Genomic DNA, 20,414 nt, shown 5'->3' on the forward strand with positions numbered 1-20,414 from the left:
GCCGTTCATCCCTCCGGCACGAACAGCGCGACGGTGTCGGCCACCAGTGCGGGGCGCGTCGAGCCCTCGAGCTCGACCGTCGTGCGCAGACCGACGCGGTAGCCCTGGGGCGTGGATTCCGTGGACGTGACCTCGGTCACCGCGCGCACCCGCGAATCGACGACGACCGGCTGCAGGAACCGCACCTTGTCGAGACCGTAGTTCACGACCATCGCGGTGCCGTCGACCGCCAGGAGCCCCTGGGTGAGCCGGGGGAGGAGCGACAGCGTGAGGTAGCCGTGGGCGATGGTGGCTCCGAACGGGCCGGTCGCCGCGCGCTCGGCATCGAGGTGGATCCACTGCCAGTCCTCCGTGGCGTCTGCGAACGCCTGGATGCGCTGCTGGTCGATCGCGAACCAGTCGCCGGCCGCGCTCGTGCCGATGGCGTCGGCCAGTGCGGCGGGGGAGTCGACGACGATGCTCATGCCCGCGGACCCCCGGCGACGTACAGCACCTGACCCGACACGAAGCCGGCGCCCTCGGAGCAGAAGAACGACGCCGCGGCGGCGATGTCGTCGGGCGTGCCGGCGCGGCCGACCGGGATCTCGGCGGCGTTGTGCGCGATGAAATCCTCGAACGAGACGCCGATGCGCTCTGCGGTCGCGCGCGTCATGTCGGTCACGATGAAGCCCGGGGCGATGGCGTTGGCGGTGACGCCGAAGCGCCCCAGCTCGATCGCGAGCGTCTTGGTGAAGCCCTGCATGCCGGCCTTCGCGGCGGCGTAGTTGGCCTGGCCGCGGTTGCCGAGCGCCGACGTGCTCGAGAGGTTCACGACGCGACCCCAGCCGGCCTTCACCTGGTGCTCCTGCACCGCTCGCGACATCAGGAAGGCGCCCCGCAGGTGCACCGCGAGCACGGCGTCCCAGTCGTCCTCGGTCATCTTGAACAGGAGGTTGTCGCGGATGATCCCGGCGTTGTTCACCAGCACGGTCGGCGCACCGAGCTCCTCGGCGACCCGCGCGACGGCCCGCTCGACCGACGCCGCGTCGGCGACGTTCGCGCCGACGGCGAGAGCGCGGCCCCCGGCATCCGTGATCGCCGACACGGTGTCGGCGCACTGCTGCTCGTCGAGGTCGAGCACGGCGACGGCGAACCCGTCGGCGGCGAGGCGTCGGGCGGTGGCGGCGCCGATGCCGCGCGCGGCGCCGGTGACGATGGCGGTCCTGGTCATGCGTCGTTCCTTTCGAAGGTGATCAACTGGCGCAGCTCGCCGCCCGCGGCGAGCCGATCCATGGCCGCGTCGAGGTCGTCGAGGCCGATGCGGGACGAGACGAGGCGCTCGAGCGGCAGGCGTCCCGCGCGCCACAGCTCGACGTAGCGGGGGATGTCCCGGCTTGGCACCGCCGAGCCGAGGTAGCTGCCGACGATCGTGCGGGCTTCGGCGGTGAGCAGCAGGGGCGACATGCTCGCGCGCGCGTCCGGTGCCGGCAGCCCCACGGTGACCGTCGTGCCGCCCGGCGCGGTGAGGGCGAGGGCGGTCTCGAACGCGCGCACGGCGCCGGCCGCCTCCACGACGACGGGAGCACGGATGCCGCGTTCCTCCGCCTCCGCGGGCGTCAGCGCCTCGCTCGCTCCGCAGTCGAGGGCGGCGGCGAGCTTGGAGGGCACGGTGTCGACCCCGATCACCTCGTGACCGAGCGCGACGGCGACGAGGAGCGCCGCCATGCCGACGCCGCCGAGCCCGACCACGACGACGCGTTCGCCCTCGGCGGGACGCCCGGCGTTGACGACCGCGCCGCCGCCGGTGAGCACCGCACAGCCCAGCAGGGCTGCGATCCCGGGCGGGACGTCGGCGTCTACGGGCACGACGGACGCGCGGCTCACCACGGCGTGCGTGGCGAACGCCGAGACGCCGAGATGGTGGTGCACGGGCTGCGGCGCCCCGCCGCTCTCGCGGCGGAGCCGGATGCCGCCGCCGAGCAGCGTGCCTGCGGCATTGGCCGCCGACCCGGGGGTGCACGGCAGACGCCCGTCGGTGAGGCATCCGCCGCACTCGCCGCAGCGCGGCAGGAAGGTCATGACCACACGATCGCCGACGGCGAGGTCGTCGACGCCGTCGCCGAGCTGCTCGACGGTGCCTGCGGCTTCGTGTCCCAGCAGCATGGGCACCGGGCGCACGCGGTTGCCGTCGACGACGCTGAGATCGGAGTGGCAGACGCCCGCGGCCTCGATCCGCACGAGCAGTTCGCCGGCGCCGGGCGCATCGAGCTCGAGCTCGCCGACCGTGAACGGGTGGGTCTCGGCGAACGGCGGCTGTGCGCCCGAGACCTCGAGCACTGCTCCGGTGATCTTCATCCGACCTCCTCGTCGTGACCGCGGCGCTGCACCGCGCGGACTCCCACCCTCTCGCGATTCCGGGAATGAACGGCAGGCCATCAGCATACCGACCGTACGGTATGTGACGAAACGAAAGAAGCGCCCGCCACCCGATGTGCCGGGTGACGGGCGTTCTTCGCGTGTGTCAGGCGTGCGCGGCGCGGCGGCGGAGCCGGGCCCGGCGGATCCACTTCTCGAGCTCGATCAGCACCGGCACGAGGAGCGCGAGCCCCAGCGCCGTCAGCCACTCGTCACCCGACAGGCTCGTCGTGCCGACGAGGCGCTGCATGAACGGCACCTCGACCGCGACGACCGTGAGGGCCAGCGGGATCGACAGCCACTTGACGGCGGCGAGGATCGGGGCGGAAAGTCCCGACTCGGGGTCGCGGCGCATGACGAGGCCGCCGAAGATCGAGCCGAGCGCGCACACCACGAAGGCCATCGTGACCGGGATGTTGGGGGCGCTCGGGTTCTCGGGGTTGAGCAGGTCGGGGTAGATGAGCAGCGGCACGAGCGTCGTGATGAAGATCAGCCCGCCGTAGATGAACCACAGCGTCACCGCGGCCGGGTTCGCGATCGTCTTCTTGGGGTCGCGCGGCGGCTTCAGCATGATGCCGTCGGGGACGGGGTCGAGCAGGATCACGATGACAGGGAAGATCGCGACGAAGAAGTTCAGGAACAGCACCATGATCGGCGTGAGCGGCACGCCCTGGTTGATCGCGAAGATGCTCGCGACGAGGAACAGCAGCACGAGCGAGAACAGCTGCGACATCTGGAAGCGGACGTAGCTGACGATCTTCTCGTAGATCGACCGGCCGAGCCGCACCGCGGTGACCAGGGTGCCGAAGTTGTCGTCGACGAGGATCATCTTCCCCGCCTGCTTCGTGACGTCGCTGCCCGAGCCCATCGCCACGCCGATGTCGGCCTGCTTGAGCGCGGCGGCGTCGTTGACGGCGTCGCCGGTCATCGCGACGACCGCTCCCTGCTCCTGCATGAGACGGGCGAGGCGCAGCTTGTCCTCCGGGGTGACGCGGCCGAACATGTGCAGGCGCGGGAGCGCCGCCTTCAGCTCGTCGTCGCTCATCGCCTGGATCTCGGCGCCGCTGGCCGCACCGTCGCCGAGTCCGAGCTTCGCGCCGATCGCCGCGGCGGTGATCGCGTGGTCGCCCGTGATCATGCGCACCTCGATGCCGGCCTCGCGCGCGATGCGCACGGCCTCCTTCGAGGAGGGGCGCAGCGGGTCGATGATGCCGACGAGGCCGACGAACGTGAGGTCCGACACGGCGGCCATGGGGTCCTCGACGACCGGGGCGTCAGGGGCGAAGCGGCGGAAGGCGAACGCGAGCACGCGCAGGCCCTGCTCCGAGAGCGAGCGGTTCGCCTCGAGGATCGCGTCGCGTCGGTCGGCGATGGGCACGACGCCGTCCATCGTCGCGACCGAGCTGCAGCGGTCGAGCACCACGTCGGGGCCGCCCTTGACGTAGCCGACGAGCGTCTCGACGCCCTCGACCGGGATCTCGTGGAACGTGCCCATGAACTTGTAGGCCGAGTCGAAAGGCACCTCGGCGACGCGGGGGAACTTGGTGCGGGTGAGGTCGGCGTCGGCGCCCAGCTTGGCGGCGAGCACCACGAGCGCGGCCTCGGTGGGGTCGCCGATCACGGCGCCGTCGTCCGAGACTGTCGCGTCGCTGCACAGCGTGAGCCCCAGCGCGAGCTGGTTGAACTGCGGCACCGGCAGGCCCGCCACGTGGCGCACCTCGCCGGACTTCTCGTAGCCCGATCCCGCGACGGTGAACCACTCGCCGCGGTAGTACAGCGACTCGACCGTCATCTCGTTCATCGTGAGCGTGCCGGTCTTGTCGGAGTTGATCGCGCTGGTCGCGCCCAGCGTCTCGACGTCCGTGAGGTTCTTGACGACCGCCTTGTGCTCGGCGAGCTGCCGTGAGCCGTACGAGAGCATCGCCTGCACAAACGAGGGCATGCCGGTCGGGATCGCCGAGATCGCCATCGAGATGCCGAGGAGGATCACCGACGTGATCTCCTGGCCGCGCAGGAGGCCGGTGACGATGATGATCGCCACCGCGCCCCACGCGATCCAGCCGAGCACGCCGGTGAGCGAGTCGAGCTCGCGCTGCAGCGGCGACTTGGCCGGCTTGACCGACGACAGCATCGACGCGATCTGCCCCATCTGCGTCTGCATGCCGGTGTCGGTGATGACGACGGTCGCGGTGCCGCGCGTCACCTGGGTGTTCTGGAACACCATGTCGGTGCGGTCGCCGAGCGTGGTCTCGGGATCGGCGAGCGTGCCGGCGTCCTTCGGGATCGGCGCGCTCTCGCCCGTGAGCGCGGCCTCCTGCGTCTCGAGCGTCGCCGAGCGGATGATGCGCCCGTCGGCGGGCACGATGTCTCCGGCTTCGAGGGCCACGATGTCGCCGGGGACCAGCGTCGTGGCGTCGACCTGCAGCAGCGACCCGTCGCGCACGACCTTCGCCTGCGGGATCTGCATCTTGGCGAGGGCGTCGACGGATGCCTTCGCCTTGAGCTCCTGCCGCGTGCCGAGGACGATGTTCAGCACGACGAGCGCGCCCACCAGGATGCCGACGCTCACCTGGTTGATGAAGAGGCTGATGATCGCGACGGCGACCAGCATGACGTTCATGGGGTCCGCGAGCTGCTGGAGGGCCACCTGCCACGTCGACGGCGGCTTCTCGGCCGCGATCGAGTTGGGGCCGTGCTCAGCGAGCCGCTGGGCGGCGTCGGCGGCGGTCAGACCCCGGTCGCGGTCGCTGCGGAGGGCGGCGACGACGGCGTCCGGATCCTGTGTGTACCAGGGGGCTTTTCCTGCCGTGTCCGGCGAGGTGTCCACGGTGCTCATGGCATGAACATACCGCCGCGCCGGGGCCGCGCGACCATGAATTTCGGCGGCGCGCCGCCGGGCTCAGTCGTCGAGTCGCTCGCGCAGCCGACGGGCCACTTCGGCGGTCGGCATCGACCGCGGGAACACGGCCACGACGACCTGCTCGGCGGCGGGATCCGGCTCGCCGTCGGACAGCACGCCGAAGCGCCGGCGGGCGTCCTCGAGCGCGGTGCGCAGCACCGAGACCGGCACCTTCTTCGGGCCGCGGATGAGCCGGCGCAGCACGTGGTTGTGGATCGCGGTGATGAGGGCCGAGAACCCGACGGCGTCCAGCGGGTCGAGGCCCGGCAGCGACGCGCGCAGGTACTCGTCGAACAGCCGCTCGTACCGGAACACGGTCACGATCTCGCGATCGCGCAGCGCCGGGACGCCGCGCACGACCGCGTAGCGTCGCCGCGCGAGCTCGGGGTCCGCCGCGAAGTGCGCATACACGAAGACGGATGCCTCGCACACCGCCTCCCACGGATCCCGATGCGGCTGCGCCAGGAACTCGCGCAGGCGCTCGAGGAGCAGTTCGTGGTCGGTGAACACGACGTCATCCTTGCCGCCGAACTGCCGGAAGAACGTGGAGCGCGAGACGCCGGCCGCCTGGGCGATCTGCTCCACCGAGGTCTGGTCGAACCCTTGCTCCGCGAACAGCTCGAGCGCGGCGGCGACCACGGCCGCGCGGGAGGCGGCCTGGGCGGCGGAAGCGGCAGCGGTGTCGGACATCTCGGGGGAGAGCCTAGTCCGCACGCCCGCGTGAGCGCGGCATGCTGTTGCGCGCCACGCCCCGCTTCCCGCTCCGCGGCTGTCAACGGGGTCGACACAGGCGCGCTCGAGGGCTTCACTGGGCTCCATGACGCCGATGACGCCGATCTGGAAGCAGGATGCCGAGAGCGTCGCGGGCACGCCGTTCGAGCCCGGCCGCCGGCGCGACGTCGTGGTCGTGGGCGCCGGCCTCACCGGCCTGTCGACCGCGCTGCTGCTGACGCGTCAGGGCCTGGATGTCGCCGTCGTCGAGGCGGACGAGGTGGGCGGCCTCGCCTCGGGGGCGAACACCGGCAAGCTCACGATGCTGCAGGGATCGGTGCTGTCGGCGCTGCGCCGCCACCACCCGGCGCGTCTGGTGCGCGCCTACGTCGAGTCGAACATCGACGGCGCGCGCTGGCTCACGGGCCTCGCCGACGAGCTGGGCGTGCCCTATTCGCACCGCACGGCCTACTCGTACGCGCAGACGCCGGCGGGCGTCGCCGCCATCGAGGCCGAGCTGCATGCCGCGACCGAGGCGGGACTGCCGGTGCGGCGCGTCGAGCCCGACCTGCTCGCCCAGACGCCGTTCGACATGGTCGACGCCGTGGCGCTCGATCGGCAGGTCGCGATCGATCCGCAACGACTGCTCGTGGCGCTCACGCACGCGCTGCTGCGCGAGGGCGGGACGCTGCACACCGGCGTGCGCGTGACCCGGGTGCACACCGTGCCGCGCGCGGGCGTCGAGACCGAGGCGGGGTACGTCGCCGCGGACCATGTCGTGCTGGCGACCGCGACACCCATCACCGACCGGGGGCTGTACTTCGCCAAAGTGCGGGGGCTGCGCTCGTCGGGGGTCGCCTTCGCGACCGAGGGGCCCCTCCTCGAGGGGCTCTACCTGGCCGTCGACGGCGAGACGAAGTCGGTGCGGTCGATCACCGCGGACGACGGCCCGGCGCATGCGGCGCAGCTCGTCGTCGGCGGCAACGGCTTCGCGGTGGGGCGGTCGCCCTCCCCGCTTGCCGAGGTGAATGGGCTCGTGGCGTGGACGCAGCATCACTTCCCCGGCGCGGAGCCGGTGGCGTCATGGTCGGCGCAGGACTACGAGTCGCACGACCTCATCCCCTTCGTCGGTGCGATGCCGCGGGGGCTCGGCCGCATCCGCTTCGCGACCGGCTATGCGAAGTGGGGCCTCTCGAACGCGCCGGCGGCGGCGCTGCGGCTGACGGCGGAGATCACGCGGGTGCCGCGCCGTGAGCGCCCCGACTGGATGAACGTCATCTCGACGCGCTTCACCGTGCCCGCCGACCTCGCCCGCGGCGGCGTGCAGAACCTGCGCATCGGGTGGGAGGCTGCAGCCGGGTGGATCGGCGCGCAGGCCGCACCGACGCCGGTGCGCCGTCCCGTGGAGGGCGAGGGGGTCGTGGCGAGCCGGGCCGGCCAGCCCGTGGGCATCTCCACGGTCGAGGGGCACACGTGCGCCGTGAGCGCGGTGTGCACGCACCTCGGCGGCGTGCTGCGATGGAACGACGCCGAGCTCACGTGGGACTGCCCGCTGCACGCGTCACGGTTCACCGCGGACGGGCGCCGCATCGAGGGACCCGCGCTCCGCGACCTCCCGCGCCTGCCCAGGGTGCCCGGCGAAGAAGTCGAAGAGGCGGACGAGCCCGGCGCGTCGCTGCGGTCAGAACCGGACATCGACCGGTAGTAGGCTGGGGGACTGGTCGATATCTCGACGTCGAGACGCTTTTCGCGTCGTCCCCACCCCCATTCGCCACCTGCGAAGGAAATCACTGTGGATCTGTACGAGTACCAGGCACGAGACCTTTTCGAGAAGTACGAGGTGCCGGTGCTCGCCGGCATCGTCGCGGACACGCCGGAGGAGGTGCGTGCCGCAGCCGAGAAGATCGGCGGTGTCGTCGTCGTCAAGGCCCAGGTCAAGACCGGCGGTCGCGGCAAGGCCGGCGGCGTGAAGGTCGCGAAGACCCCCGATGAGGCCTACGAGGCCGCGAAGGCCATCCTCGGCCTCGACATCAAGGGCCACGTCGTCAAGCGCGTCATGGTCGCGCAGGGTGCCCGCATCGACAAGGAGTACTACTTCTCGGTGCTGCTGGACCGCGCCAACCGCTCCTACCTGTCGCTCGCGAGCGTCGAGGGCGGCATGGAGATCGAAGAGCTCGCCGTCGAGCGTCCTGAGGCGCTCGCGCGCATCGACGTCAACCCGGGCTCGGGCATCGACAAGGCGAAGGCCGTCGAGATCGCCGAGGCAGCCGGCTTCTCGGCCGACCTCGTCGACAAGGTGAGCGACGTCTTCGTCAAGCTCTACAACGTCTACAAGGGCGAGGACGCGACGCTCGTCGAGGTCAACCCGCTCGTGCTCACCGAAGAGGGCGACGTCATCGCCCTCGACGGCAAGGTCTCGCTCGACGAGAACGCCGACTTCCGTCACGCCGGGCACGCGCTGCTCGAAGACAAGGACGCCGCCGACCCGCTCGAGGCGAAGGCCAAGGCCAACGACCTCAACTACGTCAAGCTCGACGGCGAGGTCGGTGTCATCGGCAACGGTGCGGGCCTCGTGATGTCGACGCTCGATGTCGTCGCCTACGCCGGTGAGAACCACGGCGGCGTGAAGCCCGCCAACTTCCTCGACATCGGCGGCGGCGCCTCGGCCGAGGTCATGGCCGCCGGTCTCGACGTCATCCTCGGCGACCCGCAGGTGAAGTCGGTGTTCGTCAACGTGTTCGGCGGCATCACCGCGTGCGACGCGGTCGCCAAGGGCATCGTCGGCGCACTCGCCGAGCTCGGCTCGTCGGCCTCGAAGCCGCTGGTCGTGCGCCTCGACGGCAACAAGGTCGAAGAGGGCCGCGCGATCCTCCGTGACGCGAACCACCCGCTCGTGACCCTGGCCGAGACGATGGACGAGGGCGCCGACAAGGCCGCCGAGCTCGCCAACGCCTGATCCGGAATCTGAAAGAACGAGGAACAGAGAAATGTCGATCTTCCTGAACAAGGATTCCAAGGTCATCGTCCAGGGCATCACCGGCGGCGAGGGCACCAAGCACACCGCCCTCATGCTGAAGGCCGGCACGCAGGTCGTCGGCGGCGTGAACGCCCGCAAGGCAGGCACCACGGTGCTCCACACCGACGCCGACGGCAACCCGGTCGAGCTCCCCGTCTTCGCCTCGGTCGAAGAGGCCATCGCCGCCACCGGCGCCGACGTCTCGATCGCGTTCGTGCCGCCCGCGTTCACGAAGGACGCGATGGTCGAGGCCATCGACGCCGAGATCCCCCTGCTCGTCGTGATCACCGAGGGCGTGCCCGTCGGCGACACCGCCGAGGCGTGGGCGTACGCGCAGTCGAAGGGGAACAAGACCCGCATCATCGGCCCGAACTGCCCCGGCATCATCACGCCCGGCGAGTCGCTGGTCGGCATCACGCCCGCCAACATCACCGGCAAGGGCCCGATCGGCCTCGTGTCGAAGTCGGGCACCCTGACCTACCAGATGATGTACGAGCTGCGCGAGATCGGCTTCTCGACGGCCATCGGCATCGGCGGCGACCCGATCATCGGTACCACGCACATCGACGCGCTCGCCGCGTTCGAGGCCGACCCCGAGACCAAGGCGATCGTCATGATCGGCGAGATCGGCGGCGACGCCGAGGAGCGCGCTGCCGACTTCATCAAGGCGAACGTGACCAAGCCGGTCGTCGGCTACGTCGCGGGCTTCACCGCTCCCGAGGGCAAGACCATGGGCCACGCCGGCGCCATCGTGTCGGGCTCCGCGGGCACCGCGCAGGCCAAGAAGGAGGCCCTCGAGGCCGCCGGCGTCAAGGTCGGCAAGACGCCGTCCGAGACCGCCGCCCTGATGCGCGAGATCATCGAGAGCCTGTAAGGCGTTCACACGAGGGATGGATGCTGCGGCCCGGGGCTGCGGCATCCATCCCTCGTCGTTTCAGTCGGCGACGGAACCGCCGAATCGTGCGACCTGGCCGGCGCGGTCGTCGTCCTCGCTGGCCAGCACACCACCGTTGGCGACGAAGTCGGCGGCGACCTCTTCGAACATGATGCGCACGTCCTGCCGGCGGGCGCCGAGCGCGTCGACCGCGGCCTGCGTGACCTCCTCGGCGAAGCGGCGGCGCTGGTCGACGGTGCGTCCGGGCAGGAGCTCGACTCTGATGTTGGGCATGAACCGACGATACGGGGCAAACCGACGGAGCTCCCGCCGTGACCTGACCTGTCTGGATTCGGTCAGATCGTCAGGAAGTCGGCCACGCCGGTGAGCGCGTCCGGCTGCAGCCGATAGTACGCCCAGGTGCCTCGCTTGGAGCGGGCAAGGAACCCGGCCTCGGTCAGGATCTTCAGGTGGTGGGACACCGTCGGCTGGGAGAGTCCGACGGGTTCGATGAGGTCGCACACGCACGCCTCCTGGCCTTCGGATGAGGCGACGATCGACAGCAGCCGCAACCGCGCGGGGTCCGCGAGAGCCTTCAGCGTCACGGCGAGTTGCTCAGCATCATGCTGCCGAATGGGCTCCTTCACCAACGGCGCGCAGCACACTTCGCCGGTGGGAGCGGTGATGTCGGTGACCTCGAGCATCGTGACCATATATCGACAATAGTCGATATTGACAGTCATCGATATGGCTGCAGATACTGAGCATCGACGTTCATCAATATCCCGCGTTGGAGGCTCGTCGTGACGCTGCTCGATCTCACACCCCGCACGGTCGTGACCGACCGGCTGGCGACGCTGCCGGTGGTGATCATCGGCGCCGGCCCGATCGGGCTGGCGGCCGCGGCCAACCTGGTCGAGCGGGGCATCGACTTCACGATCCTGGAGTCAGGGCAGAAGGCCGCGTCGTCGATCCGGCTCTGGGGGCACACCCGGCTGTTCTCCCCGTGGCGCCATCTGATCGACCCGGCATCCCGCCGTCTGCTCGAGGCGGCCGGGTGGACGGCGCCGGCCGACGACGGGCGCGCACCGGCCGGGCAGGAACTCGTCGACGACTACCTGGCGCCGCTTGCCTCTCTGCCGCAGATCCGCTCCCGGATCCGGTTCGGCACCCGCGTGGTCGCGGTGTCCCGGGAAGGCATGGACCGCACCCGTACCGCGGGCCGCGACACCACCCCGTTCCTGATCCGCGTCCAGACCGAGGAGGGCCTCGGGGAGCTGACGGGGCGGGCGGTGATCGACGCGTCCGGCACCTACGGCTCGCCGAATCCGCTGAGTTCGTCCGGGCTGGACCCGCTCGGCACAAGCGCTGTGAACGGTGCCGTGCTGCACGCGCTGCCCGACGTGCTCGGCACGGAGCGGGAGCGATTCGCCGGCCGGCACACCACGGTGGTGGGCGCCGGGCACTCTGCCGCCAACACCCTCATCGCCCTCGCCGAGCTGGCGACGACAGAGCCGGACACCCGGGTGACCTGGCTGATCCGCAACGCCTCCGCGATCCGCGTCTCCTCGTCCGCGGACGACGAACTCGCCGACCGCGCCCGGCTCGGCTCCCGGGTCGACCAGCTCGTCGACGCCGGGATAATCGAGAAGATCGACTCGTTCGAGATCGCCACCCTCGAACCCCACGGCGACGGCATCCGATTGATCGGCACCCGCCGCGGCGACCCGGCCACCCACGACACCGACCTGGCGGTGGGCGCGACCGGGTTCCGTCCGGACCTGGGGATGCTCCGCGAGATCCGGCTGCAGCTGGACGACATCGTCGAGGCACCGATCCGGTTGGCGCCGCTGATCGACCCGAACCTGCACTCCTGCGGCACCGTCGCCCCGCACGGGTTCGACGAACTGCGTCACCCGGAGGCCGGGTTCTTCGTCGTCGGGATGAAGTCCTACGGTCGTGCGCCGACGTTCCTGCTCGCCACCGGTTACGAGCAGGTCCGCTCCGTGGTCGCCTGGCTCGACGGCGACATGCGCGCCGCGACCGAGGTGCAGCTCACCCTTCCCGCGACCGGTGTCTGCTCGACCGACCTCGGCAGCGGAAGCACGTGCTGCTCGTGACCCAGGTGCGGGAAATGACCGCGGCGGACTGGCCCCGGGTCGAGGCGATCTTCGCCGCCGGGATCGCCGCCGGTGAAGCCACCTTCGAGACCACCACCCCGAGCTGGGAGCAGTTCGACGCCGGCAAGATCCCGGACGCCCGACTGGTCGCCGTCGACGACACCGACACCGTCATCGGCTGGGCGGCCGCCTCCTCGGTGTCGGCCCGGGCCGCCTACCGGGGTGTGATCGAACACTCCGTCTACATCGACCCGGCGCACCACGGGAAGGGCCTCGGCCGCCTGCTGCTCGAGGCGTTCATCGCCGCCGCCGAGCAAGGGGGGTATTGGACCATCCAGTCCAGCATCTTCCCCGAGAACACCGCCAGCCTCCGACTTCACGAGCGCGCCGGCTTCCGGGTTGTCGGCCGGCGGGAACGCATCGCCCGTTCCGAGCTCGGTCTTCACGCCGGGCTGTGGCGGGACACCGTGGTCGTCGAACGACGCAGCACAATCAACGGGCACTGAGATCGAGATCGACGGGTCACCCGAACCACCCCAGCCATTCATCGATGCTCGTCTATGCTTTTGGTGAGAAGGAAGCGAGACCCCGCATGAGCGCCAAGCCCACCGTCCTGTTCGTCTGCGTACACAACGCCGGTCGTTCCCAGATGGCCGCCGGCTACCTGCAGGCCTTCGCCGGCGATCGCATCGAGGTGCTCTCCGCAGGGTCGGAACCCAAGGACCGGATCAACCCGGTCGCCGTCGACGCGATGGCCGAGGAGGGCATCGACATCGCCGGGAACACGCCGAAGCTGCTCACCGTCGACGCCGTGAAGGAATCCGATGTCGTGATCACGATGGGCTGCGGCGACGCGTGCCCGATCTTCCCCGGCAAGCGCTACGAGGACTGGCAGCTCGACGACCCCGCCGGGCAGGACGCCGACACCGTCCGCCGCATCCGCGACGAGATCCGCGGGCGCGTGGAGAGGCTCATCGGCGAGCTCACCCCGACCGTATGACGGTCGACATTCCAGCGCTCTCGCGGCAGCCGCTCTGGCGGCGCGTCCTCGCCGAGTTCCTCGGCACCGCACTCCTGGTCACCGTGGTCGTCGGTTCCGGCATCGCGGCTGAACAGCTGTCGACCGACACCGGACTGCAGCTGCTCGAGAACTCCATCGCCACTGCACTCGGCCTGGGCGTGCTCATCCTGCTCCTCGCGCCCGTCTCCGAAGCACATTTCAATCCGGTCGTATCCCTCGCAGACTTCGCGCTCGGCAGGCGCGACCGGTCCGGACTCACGGCACCGGCGCTCGGCGTCTATGTGTTCGCTCAGGTGACCGGCGCGATATGCGGTGCGATCCTCGCGAACGCGATGTTCGCCACCTCGACCTCCCTGTCCACGACCGATCGGGCGACTCTGGCGACGTTCCTCGCCGAGATCGTCGCGACGGCCGGACTCGTCCTGCTCGTCATCGGGCTGTCCCGCACCGGCCGCAGCGACCCAGTGATCGCGACGGCGATCGGTGCCTATATCGGTGCGGCCTACTGGTTCACCAGTTCCACGTCGTTCGCCAATCCGGCCGTCACGGTCGGCCGCATCTTCACCGACACCTTCGCCGGCATCGCGCCCGCCTCGGCGATGCCTTTCATCGCCGCCCAGCTCGTCGGCGGCCTCGTGGGGGCGACGATCGGTGTCGCGCTGTTCACGCGTTCGGAATCGCGCATCCCGCAGGCATAGCGCCGACCGAAGTGGAATCCACGCCGGTGGGCGGTCGCCGCGACCGATGATGTCCGCCGCGGGACGAGCGCGCAGAGCGAACCGCTCCCGACGGCGGCCCGACCCCGGTTTCCGCGGCCGTACGCTGGTGGCATGCCGCTGACCGGAGAGTACAAGCCGTCCACGTCGGAGTGGGCGCGCAATCAGGCCGAGGCGTTCGAGGCGTCGAACGGCGAGAAGGCGAACACGCTGCGCGGGGTGCCGATCATCGTGCTGACGACCGTCGGTGCGAAGTCGGGGGCGCTGCGCAAGACGGCGCTGATGCGCGTCGAGCACGACGGCCGCTACGCGGTCGTCGCGTCGAAGGGCGGCGCGCCCGACGAGCCCAAGTGGGCGGAGAACATGCGTAGGCAGTCCCACGTCGAACTGCAGGACGCCGACGCGAAGCAGGACTACACCGCGCGCGAGCTGGCGGGCGACGAGCGCGCCGAGTGGTGGGCCAGGGCGGCGGGCGTCTGGCCCGACTACGACAGCTACCAGCAGCGCACGGACCGGCAGATCGCGATCTTCGTGCTCGAGCCGCGCGCACTGATCTCGCGAAACTGAGGCGTTCCTGAGCGGCTCGCGTCCGCCGCGCTCCTAGACTCGGCCCCGTCAGGGGGTCAGCGTGATCGGGGATGCACGCACGGATTCGGCTGCGCGCCGGTGGGAGCTCGCCCTCGCGTGCGCGGCGGGGGTGCTCGTCGTCGTGGGCATCGCCGTGGCCGCCCTCGCGGCGGTGCCGCCGTCGATCGCGAACCTCACGAGCGACGTGTCGGACGGCACCGCCCCGACCGAGCTCGGAAGCGCCGCGGTGATCGTGCCCGCCGACTGGGTGATCACGCGAGACGCGGACGACGCCATCACGGTGCAGACGCCCGACGGCGCGCTGCGCGCGAGCCTCGAGACGATCGACGAGAAGCCCGCCGACGCCGTCGCCGACGCGGCGGGCGCGGCGCGCTCGGAACTGCTCGCGTCGGGTCTGACCGCGGTCCACGTCGACCTCGACGACGGCGGAGTCGTCGCGGGGGTGGGGGAGCCGGATGCTGCGCCCAGCGTGCGCGTCGTCGTCGAGGTCCGCCTGGGCGAGGGCGGTGAGGCGGCTGCCTACCGCACCGCCATCGGCGACCTTCTGGAAGGCGTCAGGCGATGAGGATCCGCGCGGCGGTGGCGGTGCTCGCCGTGGCGGCGATGGCGCTGACGGCGTGCGCGCCGGCGTCGCGCGGGGCCTGGGAGCCGCCGGCGTGGGCTCCGGAGGTCGTGCACGCGACGGAACCGGTCCCCGAGGTCGCGGCTGCCGCAGACGGTCCACTCGGGGCGGGGCTCGTGCCGCTGCGTGTGCGCAACGACGCGGTCGGGATCCAGGCCCGCATCGCCCTGCTCCCGGCCGGCGCCACCACCGACCCGTTCAACGCCCGGGCCGAGCAGCTCGTCCACGACGCGATCGCCCACCGCGTGGTCGCGTCGGGCACCGCGTTCGTGCCCACGGCATCGCCGGTCGGCTCGGGCCTCGGGGATCGGCGCTGTGCGGCCGGCACCACGCAGCGCCCGGCCGCCGAGCTCCTGGCCGATCGCGCGTTCGGCCCTGTGGGAGGCTCCGGAACCGCAGTGGTCTGCGGCATCGTCGCGGCCGGCGGGTCGATCGTGGGGGAGCGGATCCGCGTGATCAGGGGCGACGCCACCGGCGTCCACGACGACACGACGACCACGCTGTACGCCGACGTCGCGACCGGCGAGACGGCGACGGCCGACGGCCTCTGGACCGACGGTGCGGCGGCGGCGCTCGGCGCGCACATCGTCGAGGCGCTCCGCCGGGACGCAGGGGCGCTCAGCCGGCGACCGGTCGTGGTGGGAGACGGGGAGCAGCTCGCGGCGATCCGGGCGGCGCTGGCCACCACCGTGCCGTCCGGTGACGGCCTGGTCGTCACCCTCGCACCGGGCTTCACCGCTCCCGACCTCAGCGGCCTCGGCGCACCGGCGACGACCGGGCCGCTCGACATCGCCGTTCCCGCCGAGGTCGCCGCCGGCCTGCTCACGCCGCTCGGCGCGCGGGTGCTGGCCTCCTGGGGCCAGGACTACACCGGCCCCGCCGCGGCGCCCGCCGGGACGCGCACCGTCGACTGCGCACTCGTGCCCTGTGTCGCACTCACCTATGACGACGGGCCGTCCGACTTGACCCCGGGGATCCTCGACGATCTGGCGGCGCGGGACGCAGCGGCGACGTTCTTCGCGCAGGGGCAGAACGCGCAGGCCTTCGCCGACACCCTCGCCCGCATGACACGGGAGGGGCAGGAGCTCGAGGGCCACACCTGGAACCACCCGCATCTGCCACAGCTCACCGATGCGCAGATCACCGCGCAGATCGTGGACTCCACCCGGGCGCTGGAAGAGGCCTCGGGGCAGGACATCACGGTGTTCCGGCCGCCGTGGGGCGAGTTCACGCCGCGCGTGCTCGCCGCGGCGGGCATGCCCGCGATCCTCTGGGACGTCGACACGAACGACTGGCAGGGGCCGGCCGACGACGTGCTCATCTCGCGGGCGGTCGAGCAGCCGCGCGCGGGGTCGATCGTGCTGCTGCACGACATCCATCCGGGCACCGCGCGCACGGCGGGCGCGGTGATGGACGGCCTCCTCGACCGCGGGTTCCAGCTCGTGACGGTGCGGCAGCTGTTCGGCGGCCAGCCGCCCGCCTCAGGCTCCTGGCGCCGCGCTCCCTGAAAGCTCCCGTCCCGCCGCGTGGGATACTTCCGCGGTGACCGACATCGACCTCGCCCGCATCGCCGGCGGATCGGTCACCCCGCACGACGCCCGCCGAAAGGCGCGCTGGACCGTCGAGCTCGAGCCCTACGAGATCGGCGTCTACGCCGTCACCCAGGAGCAGCTGGCCGAGCTCCTCGGCGAGCCGGCGACGCACCCGCGCCGCCCCGCGACCGACGTCAGCTGGCTGCGCGCGATCCGGTTCTGCAACGCCGCGTCGGAGTGGGAGGGGCTGGACCCCGCGTACTCGTTCGACGGCGAGGAGGTCACGTGGCACGTCGATTCCGACGGCTTCCGCCTTCCCACCGAGGCCGAGTGGGAGCACGCGTGCCGCGCCGGCTCGACCGGCCCCCACTACGGCCCGCTCGCCGAGATCGCCTGGACCAGCGCCGACGGCGTGGGCACACCGCAGAACGTCGGCGGCAAGCTGCCGAACCTCAACGGCCTCTTCGACACCCTCGGCAACGCGTGGGAGTGGACGTGGGACCTGCTCGATCCCGCCCGGTACGGCGACTACCGCGTGTTCCGCGGCGGCGGCTTCGCCGACGACGCCTGGAGCGTCCGCGCATCGACGCGGCGCGGCGGCGCTCCACGCATGCACCACGACGACGTCGGCTTCCGCGTCGCGCGCGGCGGCTTCGACGCGGTCGACAAGGCTCAGGGCTGGTCGGCGCGCGCCGATGCCGAGCGCGCCGCCTACGACGGCCCGACCCCGCCCGGCTGGACCCCGCTGCGCTGAAAGGCGGAAGCGGATGCCTCGAGCCGAGGCATCCGCTTCCGTCCGTGTGTCTGTCGACTAGCCGAGCAGGGTCTCGAGCGGTCCGCGGGCGAAGTACAGGACGAAGCCGGCGGCGACGATCCACAGCAGCGGGCTGATCTGGCGGGCCTTGCCCGAGAGCGAGCGGACGACCACCCAGGCGATGAAGCCCGCGCCGATGCCGTTCGCGATCGAGTAGGTGAGCGGCATGACCGTCACCGCGAGGAACACCGGCAGCAGGATCGAGAAGTCCGAGAAGTCGATGAAGCGGATCTGCGACATCATCAGCGCGCCGACGATCACCAGAGCGGATGCCGCGACCTCGGTGGGCACGATCGACACGAGCGGCGTGAAGAACATGGCGATCAGGAACAGCACACCCGTCACCACGTTCGCGAGGCCCGTGCGGGCACCCTCGCCGATGCCGGCACCGGATTCGATGAACACCGTGTTCGACGAGCTGGAGGTGAAACCACCCGCGACCGCGCCGACACCCTCGACGATGAGCGCCGACTTGATGCGCGGGAAGTCGCCCTTCTCGTTGGCGAGACCGGCCTCCTTCGACAGGCCGGTCATGGTGCCCATGGCGTCGAAGAAGTTCGTGAAGACGAGCGTGAAGACGAGCATCAAGGCAGCCAGCACGCCGATGCGCTCGAACGAGCCGAACGACACCTGGCCGACGAGCGACAGGTCGGGCACGCTCACGAGCGACGACGGCAGCTCGGGGACCGAGAGGCCCCACCCGCCGGGGTTGACGTCGTCGCCGGAGAACTTCGGGCCGATGTTCCAGATCGCCTCGACGATCACCGCGACCACGGTGCCGGTGACGAGGCCGATGAGGATGCCGCCCTTGACCTTGCGGGCCACGAGGACGCCGGTCAGCAGCAGCGTGAAGACGAAGATGAGGGTCGGCACGGTCGCGACCGAGCCGTCCACGCCGAGTCCGACCGGGGGAGAGGACGCGCCGGTCGCGCTGACGAAGCCCGCGTCGACGAAGCCGATGAAGGCGATGAAGAGGCCGATGCCGACCGTGATGGCGAGCTTCAGCTGGATCGGCACGGCGTCGAAGATCATGCGCCGGAGGCCCGTGGCCGCCAGCAGCACGATGATCAGACCGTTGATGACGACGAGTCCCATCGCTTCGGACCACGTCACCTCGCCCACCACCGACACAGCGAGGAACGAGTTGATGCCGAGCCCCGCCGCGAACGCGAAGGGCAGGCGGGTCACGAGTCCGAACAACACGGTCATGACGCCCGCGGTGAGGGCGGTGACGGCGGTGACCTGGCCGAACCCGAGCGATTCGCCCGCGACGTCGGGTGTGCCCGACAGGATGATCGGGTTCAGGATGACGATGTACGCCATCGTCACGAACGTGACGACACCGCCGCGGATCTCGGCGGGGATCGTGGATCCGCGCTTGGTGATCTCGAAGAACCTGTCGAAGCCGTTCTTCGGCTCCGGGGTCTGGGCGTTCTCGGTCTCGTCGGGGGCGTTGGGCGCCGTGGACTCGGCTGTGCTCATGTGGGGGGACCTCCGAAGTGACACGTTAGTCGCTCTCGCGCCAACCTGAGGATTCGCTGGACGGATGCCTCGGCCCCGCGCGCGGGCGCCCCGGCCCCGGCGGTGCGTCGAAGTAGGGTCGATGGCGCATGCATCGCCTCATCGTCGCCCTCCTCTCCTCCGTCGACGCCGTCATCGCGGCGGCCGTCGGCATCGCCGCGACCCTTGCGCCGCTCACCCTGCTGTGGGTGTTCGGGTTCGGGGGCGGAGCGGACTGGGGGCTGCTCTGGCCGTCGGCGGTGTCGGTGTGGCAGCTCGGCAACCTCGTGCCGCTCGCCGTCACCCTGCCGCCCGACTACCTCGCCGCGACGGGGATCGATGCGGGCGCGGCATCCTTCGTCCTCTCGCTCGCCCCGCTCGCGTTCGCCGCGTTCACGGTGATCTTCGCCGCCCGCTCGGGTGCCCGCGCGTCGCACGCCGACGCGTGGCTGACCGGTGTGCTCACCTCGAGCGCCGTGTTCGCGCTCCTGACGACCGGCGCCGCGCTGACCGGCGCGAACGACGTCGCCCGCGCCGAGACCTGGCAGGCGATCCTGGTGCCGACGCTGCTGTTCGCCGTGCCCGCCGTCGTCGCGGCGATCGTGACGGAGTGGTCCGAGGCGGGCACCGGCGCGATCGCGCGGCTGCGCGACCGCGTCGAGGCCGCACCGCACGGATGGGGAGAGGTTCCCGCGCTCGTCGCGCGCGGGATGGCCGTGGTCGTGGCCGGGCTCGTGGGCGTCGGCGCCGCCGTGGCGGCCGTCGCACTGTTCGTGCGCGCGGGGCAGATCGTCGCGCTGTTCCAGGCCGGCGACGTCGACCCGATCGGCGCCACCGTCATCACCCTCGCCCAGCTCGCCTACGTGCCGACCCTCGCGGTGTGGGGGATGAGCTTCGTCGCCGGACCCGGGTTCGCCGTCGGCACCGGCACCGCGGTCTCGCCCGCGGGAACCCAGGTCGGCGTCGTGCCGGGCCTTCCGATGCTGGGCGCCGTGCCCGAGTCGACGACGTCGTGGCTGCTGCTGCTCGCCCTGCTGCCGGTCGCCCTGGGCGCGCTCGCCGGATGGATCGCGCGGTCACGGATGCTGCACGCCGGCGCCCCCGGGAACGACTCCGCCGCCTCCGGCGACCACGCGCACACCGCCGAAGACCCCATCGCCGCCCGTCTCGTCGTGACCGCGGGCATCGCGCTGCTCTCGGGAGCCGCGGCGGCCTTCCTCGCCGGCGCGGCCTCGGGGTCGCTCGGTCCCGGGCGGCTCGCCGAGTTCGGGCCGGATGCCGGGCCCGTCGCGCTGGCGGTGGGGTTCGAGGTGCTGCTCGGCGCCGCGATCCTGCTGCTGTCGCCGCGCGCGGCGGCGCGTGGCCGGTCGGCCGCGCACGATGTCGCGCCCGCTCCGGCGGTCGTCGACCGCGAGCCGGCGGACGAGGAGGCGCACCCCGAACCGCCGGAGGCCGCCGCGTTCGCCGCGGTCGCGGCGTTCACCGCCCGGCGGGGCGGCGCGACGCCCGAGGCGGACGCGGGGGCGCAGCGTCCATCCCCGCCCGTCACTTCGGAGGCCACGACCGAGCCGATCGAGCTGCCCCGGTGGGCACCGCCCGGCGCCTGA

General features: G+C 71.5%; 20 protein-coding genes. 12 read left to right on the top strand and 8 right to left on the bottom strand.

Translation table 11 applies throughout. The annotated features are described in order from the left end of the window. Positions 1-5: 5 nt before the first annotated feature. The 5 genes from ACFC1I_RS12145 to ACFC1I_RS12165 form a co-directional block, all read right to left on the bottom strand. The gene (locus tag ACFC1I_RS12145) at positions 6-464 is read right to left on the bottom strand and encodes a MaoC family dehydratase (RefSeq protein ID WP_376009499.1); all 459 of its coding nucleotides are present in this window, start codon (positions 462-464) and stop codon (positions 6-8) included. Then, on the bottom strand, positions 461-1,210 hold the full coding sequence (locus ACFC1I_RS12150; RefSeq protein WP_376009502.1) for an SDR family oxidoreductase: 750 nt from the start codon (positions 1,208-1,210) through the stop codon (positions 461-463). The genes ACFC1I_RS12145 and ACFC1I_RS12150 overlap by 4 nt, the downstream gene beginning before the upstream one ends. Continuing rightward, positions 1,207-2,334: an alcohol dehydrogenase catalytic domain-containing protein gene (locus ACFC1I_RS12155; RefSeq protein ID WP_376009504.1), complete on the bottom strand. Its 1,128-nt coding sequence runs from the start codon at positions 2,332-2,334 to the stop codon at positions 1,207-1,209. The genes ACFC1I_RS12150 and ACFC1I_RS12155 overlap by 4 nt, the downstream gene beginning before the upstream one ends. A 166-nt stretch (positions 2,335-2,500) precedes the next feature. Next, positions 2,501-5,230: a cation-translocating P-type ATPase gene (locus tag ACFC1I_RS12160; RefSeq protein WP_376009507.1), complete on the bottom strand. Its 2,730-nt coding sequence runs from the start codon at positions 5,228-5,230 to the stop codon at positions 2,501-2,503. 63 nt (positions 5,231-5,293) lie between these two features. Continuing rightward, positions 5,294-5,983, bottom strand: coding sequence for a TetR family transcriptional regulator (locus ACFC1I_RS12165; RefSeq protein WP_376009509.1), 690 nt, complete (start codon positions 5,981-5,983; stop codon positions 5,294-5,296). 127 nt (positions 5,984-6,110) lie between these two features. Between ACFC1I_RS12165 and ACFC1I_RS12170 the strand changes: the two genes are divergently transcribed. The 3 genes from ACFC1I_RS12170 (at position 6,111) to sucD (ending at position 9,894) form a co-directional block, all read left to right on the top strand. Beyond that, the gene (locus ACFC1I_RS12170) at positions 6,111-7,709 is read left to right on the top strand and encodes an FAD-dependent oxidoreductase (RefSeq protein ID WP_376009512.1); all 1,599 of its coding nucleotides are present in this window, start codon (positions 6,111-6,113) and stop codon (positions 7,707-7,709) included. An 87-nt stretch (positions 7,710-7,796) separates the two neighbouring features. Continuing rightward, positions 7,797-8,960, top strand: a complete 1,164-nt coding sequence (gene sucC, locus ACFC1I_RS12175) for an ADP-forming succinate--CoA ligase subunit beta (RefSeq protein WP_376009514.1) — start codon at positions 7,797-7,799, stop codon at positions 8,958-8,960. 31 nt (positions 8,961-8,991) lie between these two features. Next, the gene (gene sucD / locus ACFC1I_RS12180) at positions 8,992-9,894 is read left to right on the top strand and encodes a succinate--CoA ligase subunit alpha (RefSeq protein WP_376009516.1); all 903 of its coding nucleotides are present in this window, start codon (positions 8,992-8,994) and stop codon (positions 9,892-9,894) included. 60 nt (positions 9,895-9,954) lie between these two features. Here the strand turns inward: sucD and ACFC1I_RS12185 are convergent, their stop codons facing one another. Both ACFC1I_RS12185 and ACFC1I_RS12190 read right to left on the bottom strand, forming a co-directional pair. After that, the gene (locus tag ACFC1I_RS12185) at positions 9,955-10,188 is read right to left on the bottom strand and encodes a tautomerase family protein (protein ID WP_376009518.1); all 234 of its coding nucleotides are present in this window, start codon (positions 10,186-10,188) and stop codon (positions 9,955-9,957) included. A 62-nt stretch (positions 10,189-10,250) separates the two neighbouring features. Beyond that, on the bottom strand, positions 10,251-10,607 hold the full coding sequence (locus tag ACFC1I_RS12190) for a metalloregulator ArsR/SmtB family transcription factor (RefSeq protein WP_376009521.1): 357 nt from the start codon (positions 10,605-10,607) through the stop codon (positions 10,251-10,253). A gap of 90 nt (positions 10,608-10,697) precedes the next feature. Between ACFC1I_RS12190 and ACFC1I_RS12195 the strand changes: the two genes are divergently transcribed. The 8 genes from ACFC1I_RS12195 (at position 10,698) to ACFC1I_RS12230 (ending at position 17,247) form a co-directional block, all read left to right on the top strand. Beyond that, positions 10,698-12,014, top strand: a complete 1,317-nt coding sequence (locus ACFC1I_RS12195) for an NAD(P)-binding domain-containing protein (RefSeq protein ID WP_376009524.1) — start codon at positions 10,698-10,700, stop codon at positions 12,012-12,014. 14 nt (positions 12,015-12,028) lie between these two features. Then, positions 12,029-12,520 (top strand): GNAT family N-acetyltransferase, encoded by a 492-nt coding sequence (locus ACFC1I_RS12200; protein WP_376009527.1) that lies wholly within the window; start codon positions 12,029-12,031, stop codon positions 12,518-12,520. Between the two features lie 86 nt (positions 12,521-12,606). Next, positions 12,607-13,014 (top strand): arsenate reductase ArsC, encoded by a 408-nt coding sequence (locus ACFC1I_RS12205; protein ID WP_376009530.1) that lies wholly within the window; start codon positions 12,607-12,609, stop codon positions 13,012-13,014. Further along, complete coding sequence (locus tag ACFC1I_RS12210; protein WP_376009532.1) at positions 13,011-13,733, top strand: aquaporin; 723 nt, start codon at positions 13,011-13,013, stop codon at positions 13,731-13,733. The genes ACFC1I_RS12205 and ACFC1I_RS12210 overlap by 4 nt, the downstream gene beginning before the upstream one ends. 132 nt (positions 13,734-13,865) lie before the next feature. Next, a complete protein-coding gene (locus tag ACFC1I_RS12215) occupies positions 13,866-14,318 on the top strand; it encodes a nitroreductase family deazaflavin-dependent oxidoreductase (protein WP_376009535.1) in 453 nt (150 codons plus the stop codon). Positions 14,319-14,379: 61 nt separating this feature from the next. After that, positions 14,380-14,904, top strand: a complete 525-nt coding sequence (locus tag ACFC1I_RS12220) for a hypothetical protein (protein WP_376009537.1) — start codon at positions 14,380-14,382, stop codon at positions 14,902-14,904. Further along, the gene (locus tag ACFC1I_RS12225; RefSeq protein ID WP_376009540.1) at positions 14,901-16,469 is read left to right on the top strand and encodes a polysaccharide deacetylase family protein; all 1,569 of its coding nucleotides are present in this window, start codon (positions 14,901-14,903) and stop codon (positions 16,467-16,469) included. Before ACFC1I_RS12220 ends, ACFC1I_RS12225 begins: the two co-directional genes overlap by 4 nt. A 34-nt stretch (positions 16,470-16,503) precedes the next feature. Then, positions 16,504-17,247 carry a formylglycine-generating enzyme family protein gene (locus ACFC1I_RS12230; protein ID WP_376009543.1) on the top strand — a complete coding sequence of 248 codons (744 nt, stop codon included), beginning with the start codon at positions 16,504-16,506 and terminating at the stop codon, positions 17,245-17,247. A gap of 57 nt (positions 17,248-17,304) precedes the next feature. Here ACFC1I_RS12230 and ACFC1I_RS12235 read toward each other — a convergent pair whose 3' ends face one another. Next, positions 17,305-18,789: an NCS2 family permease gene (locus tag ACFC1I_RS12235; protein WP_376009545.1), complete on the bottom strand. Its 1,485-nt coding sequence runs from the start codon at positions 18,787-18,789 to the stop codon at positions 17,305-17,307. Positions 18,790-18,917: 128 nt separating this feature from the next. Here ACFC1I_RS12235 and ACFC1I_RS12240 point away from each other — a divergent pair, with 128 nt between their 5' ends. After that, positions 18,918-20,414: a DUF6350 family protein gene (locus ACFC1I_RS12240; RefSeq protein WP_376009548.1), complete on the top strand. Its 1,497-nt coding sequence runs from the start codon at positions 18,918-18,920 to the stop codon at positions 20,412-20,414.

This window comes from Microbacterium sp. NPDC056044 (genome assembly GCF_042267145.1).
Taxonomy (GTDB): Bacteria; Actinomycetota; Actinomycetes; order Actinomycetales; family Microbacteriaceae; genus Microbacterium.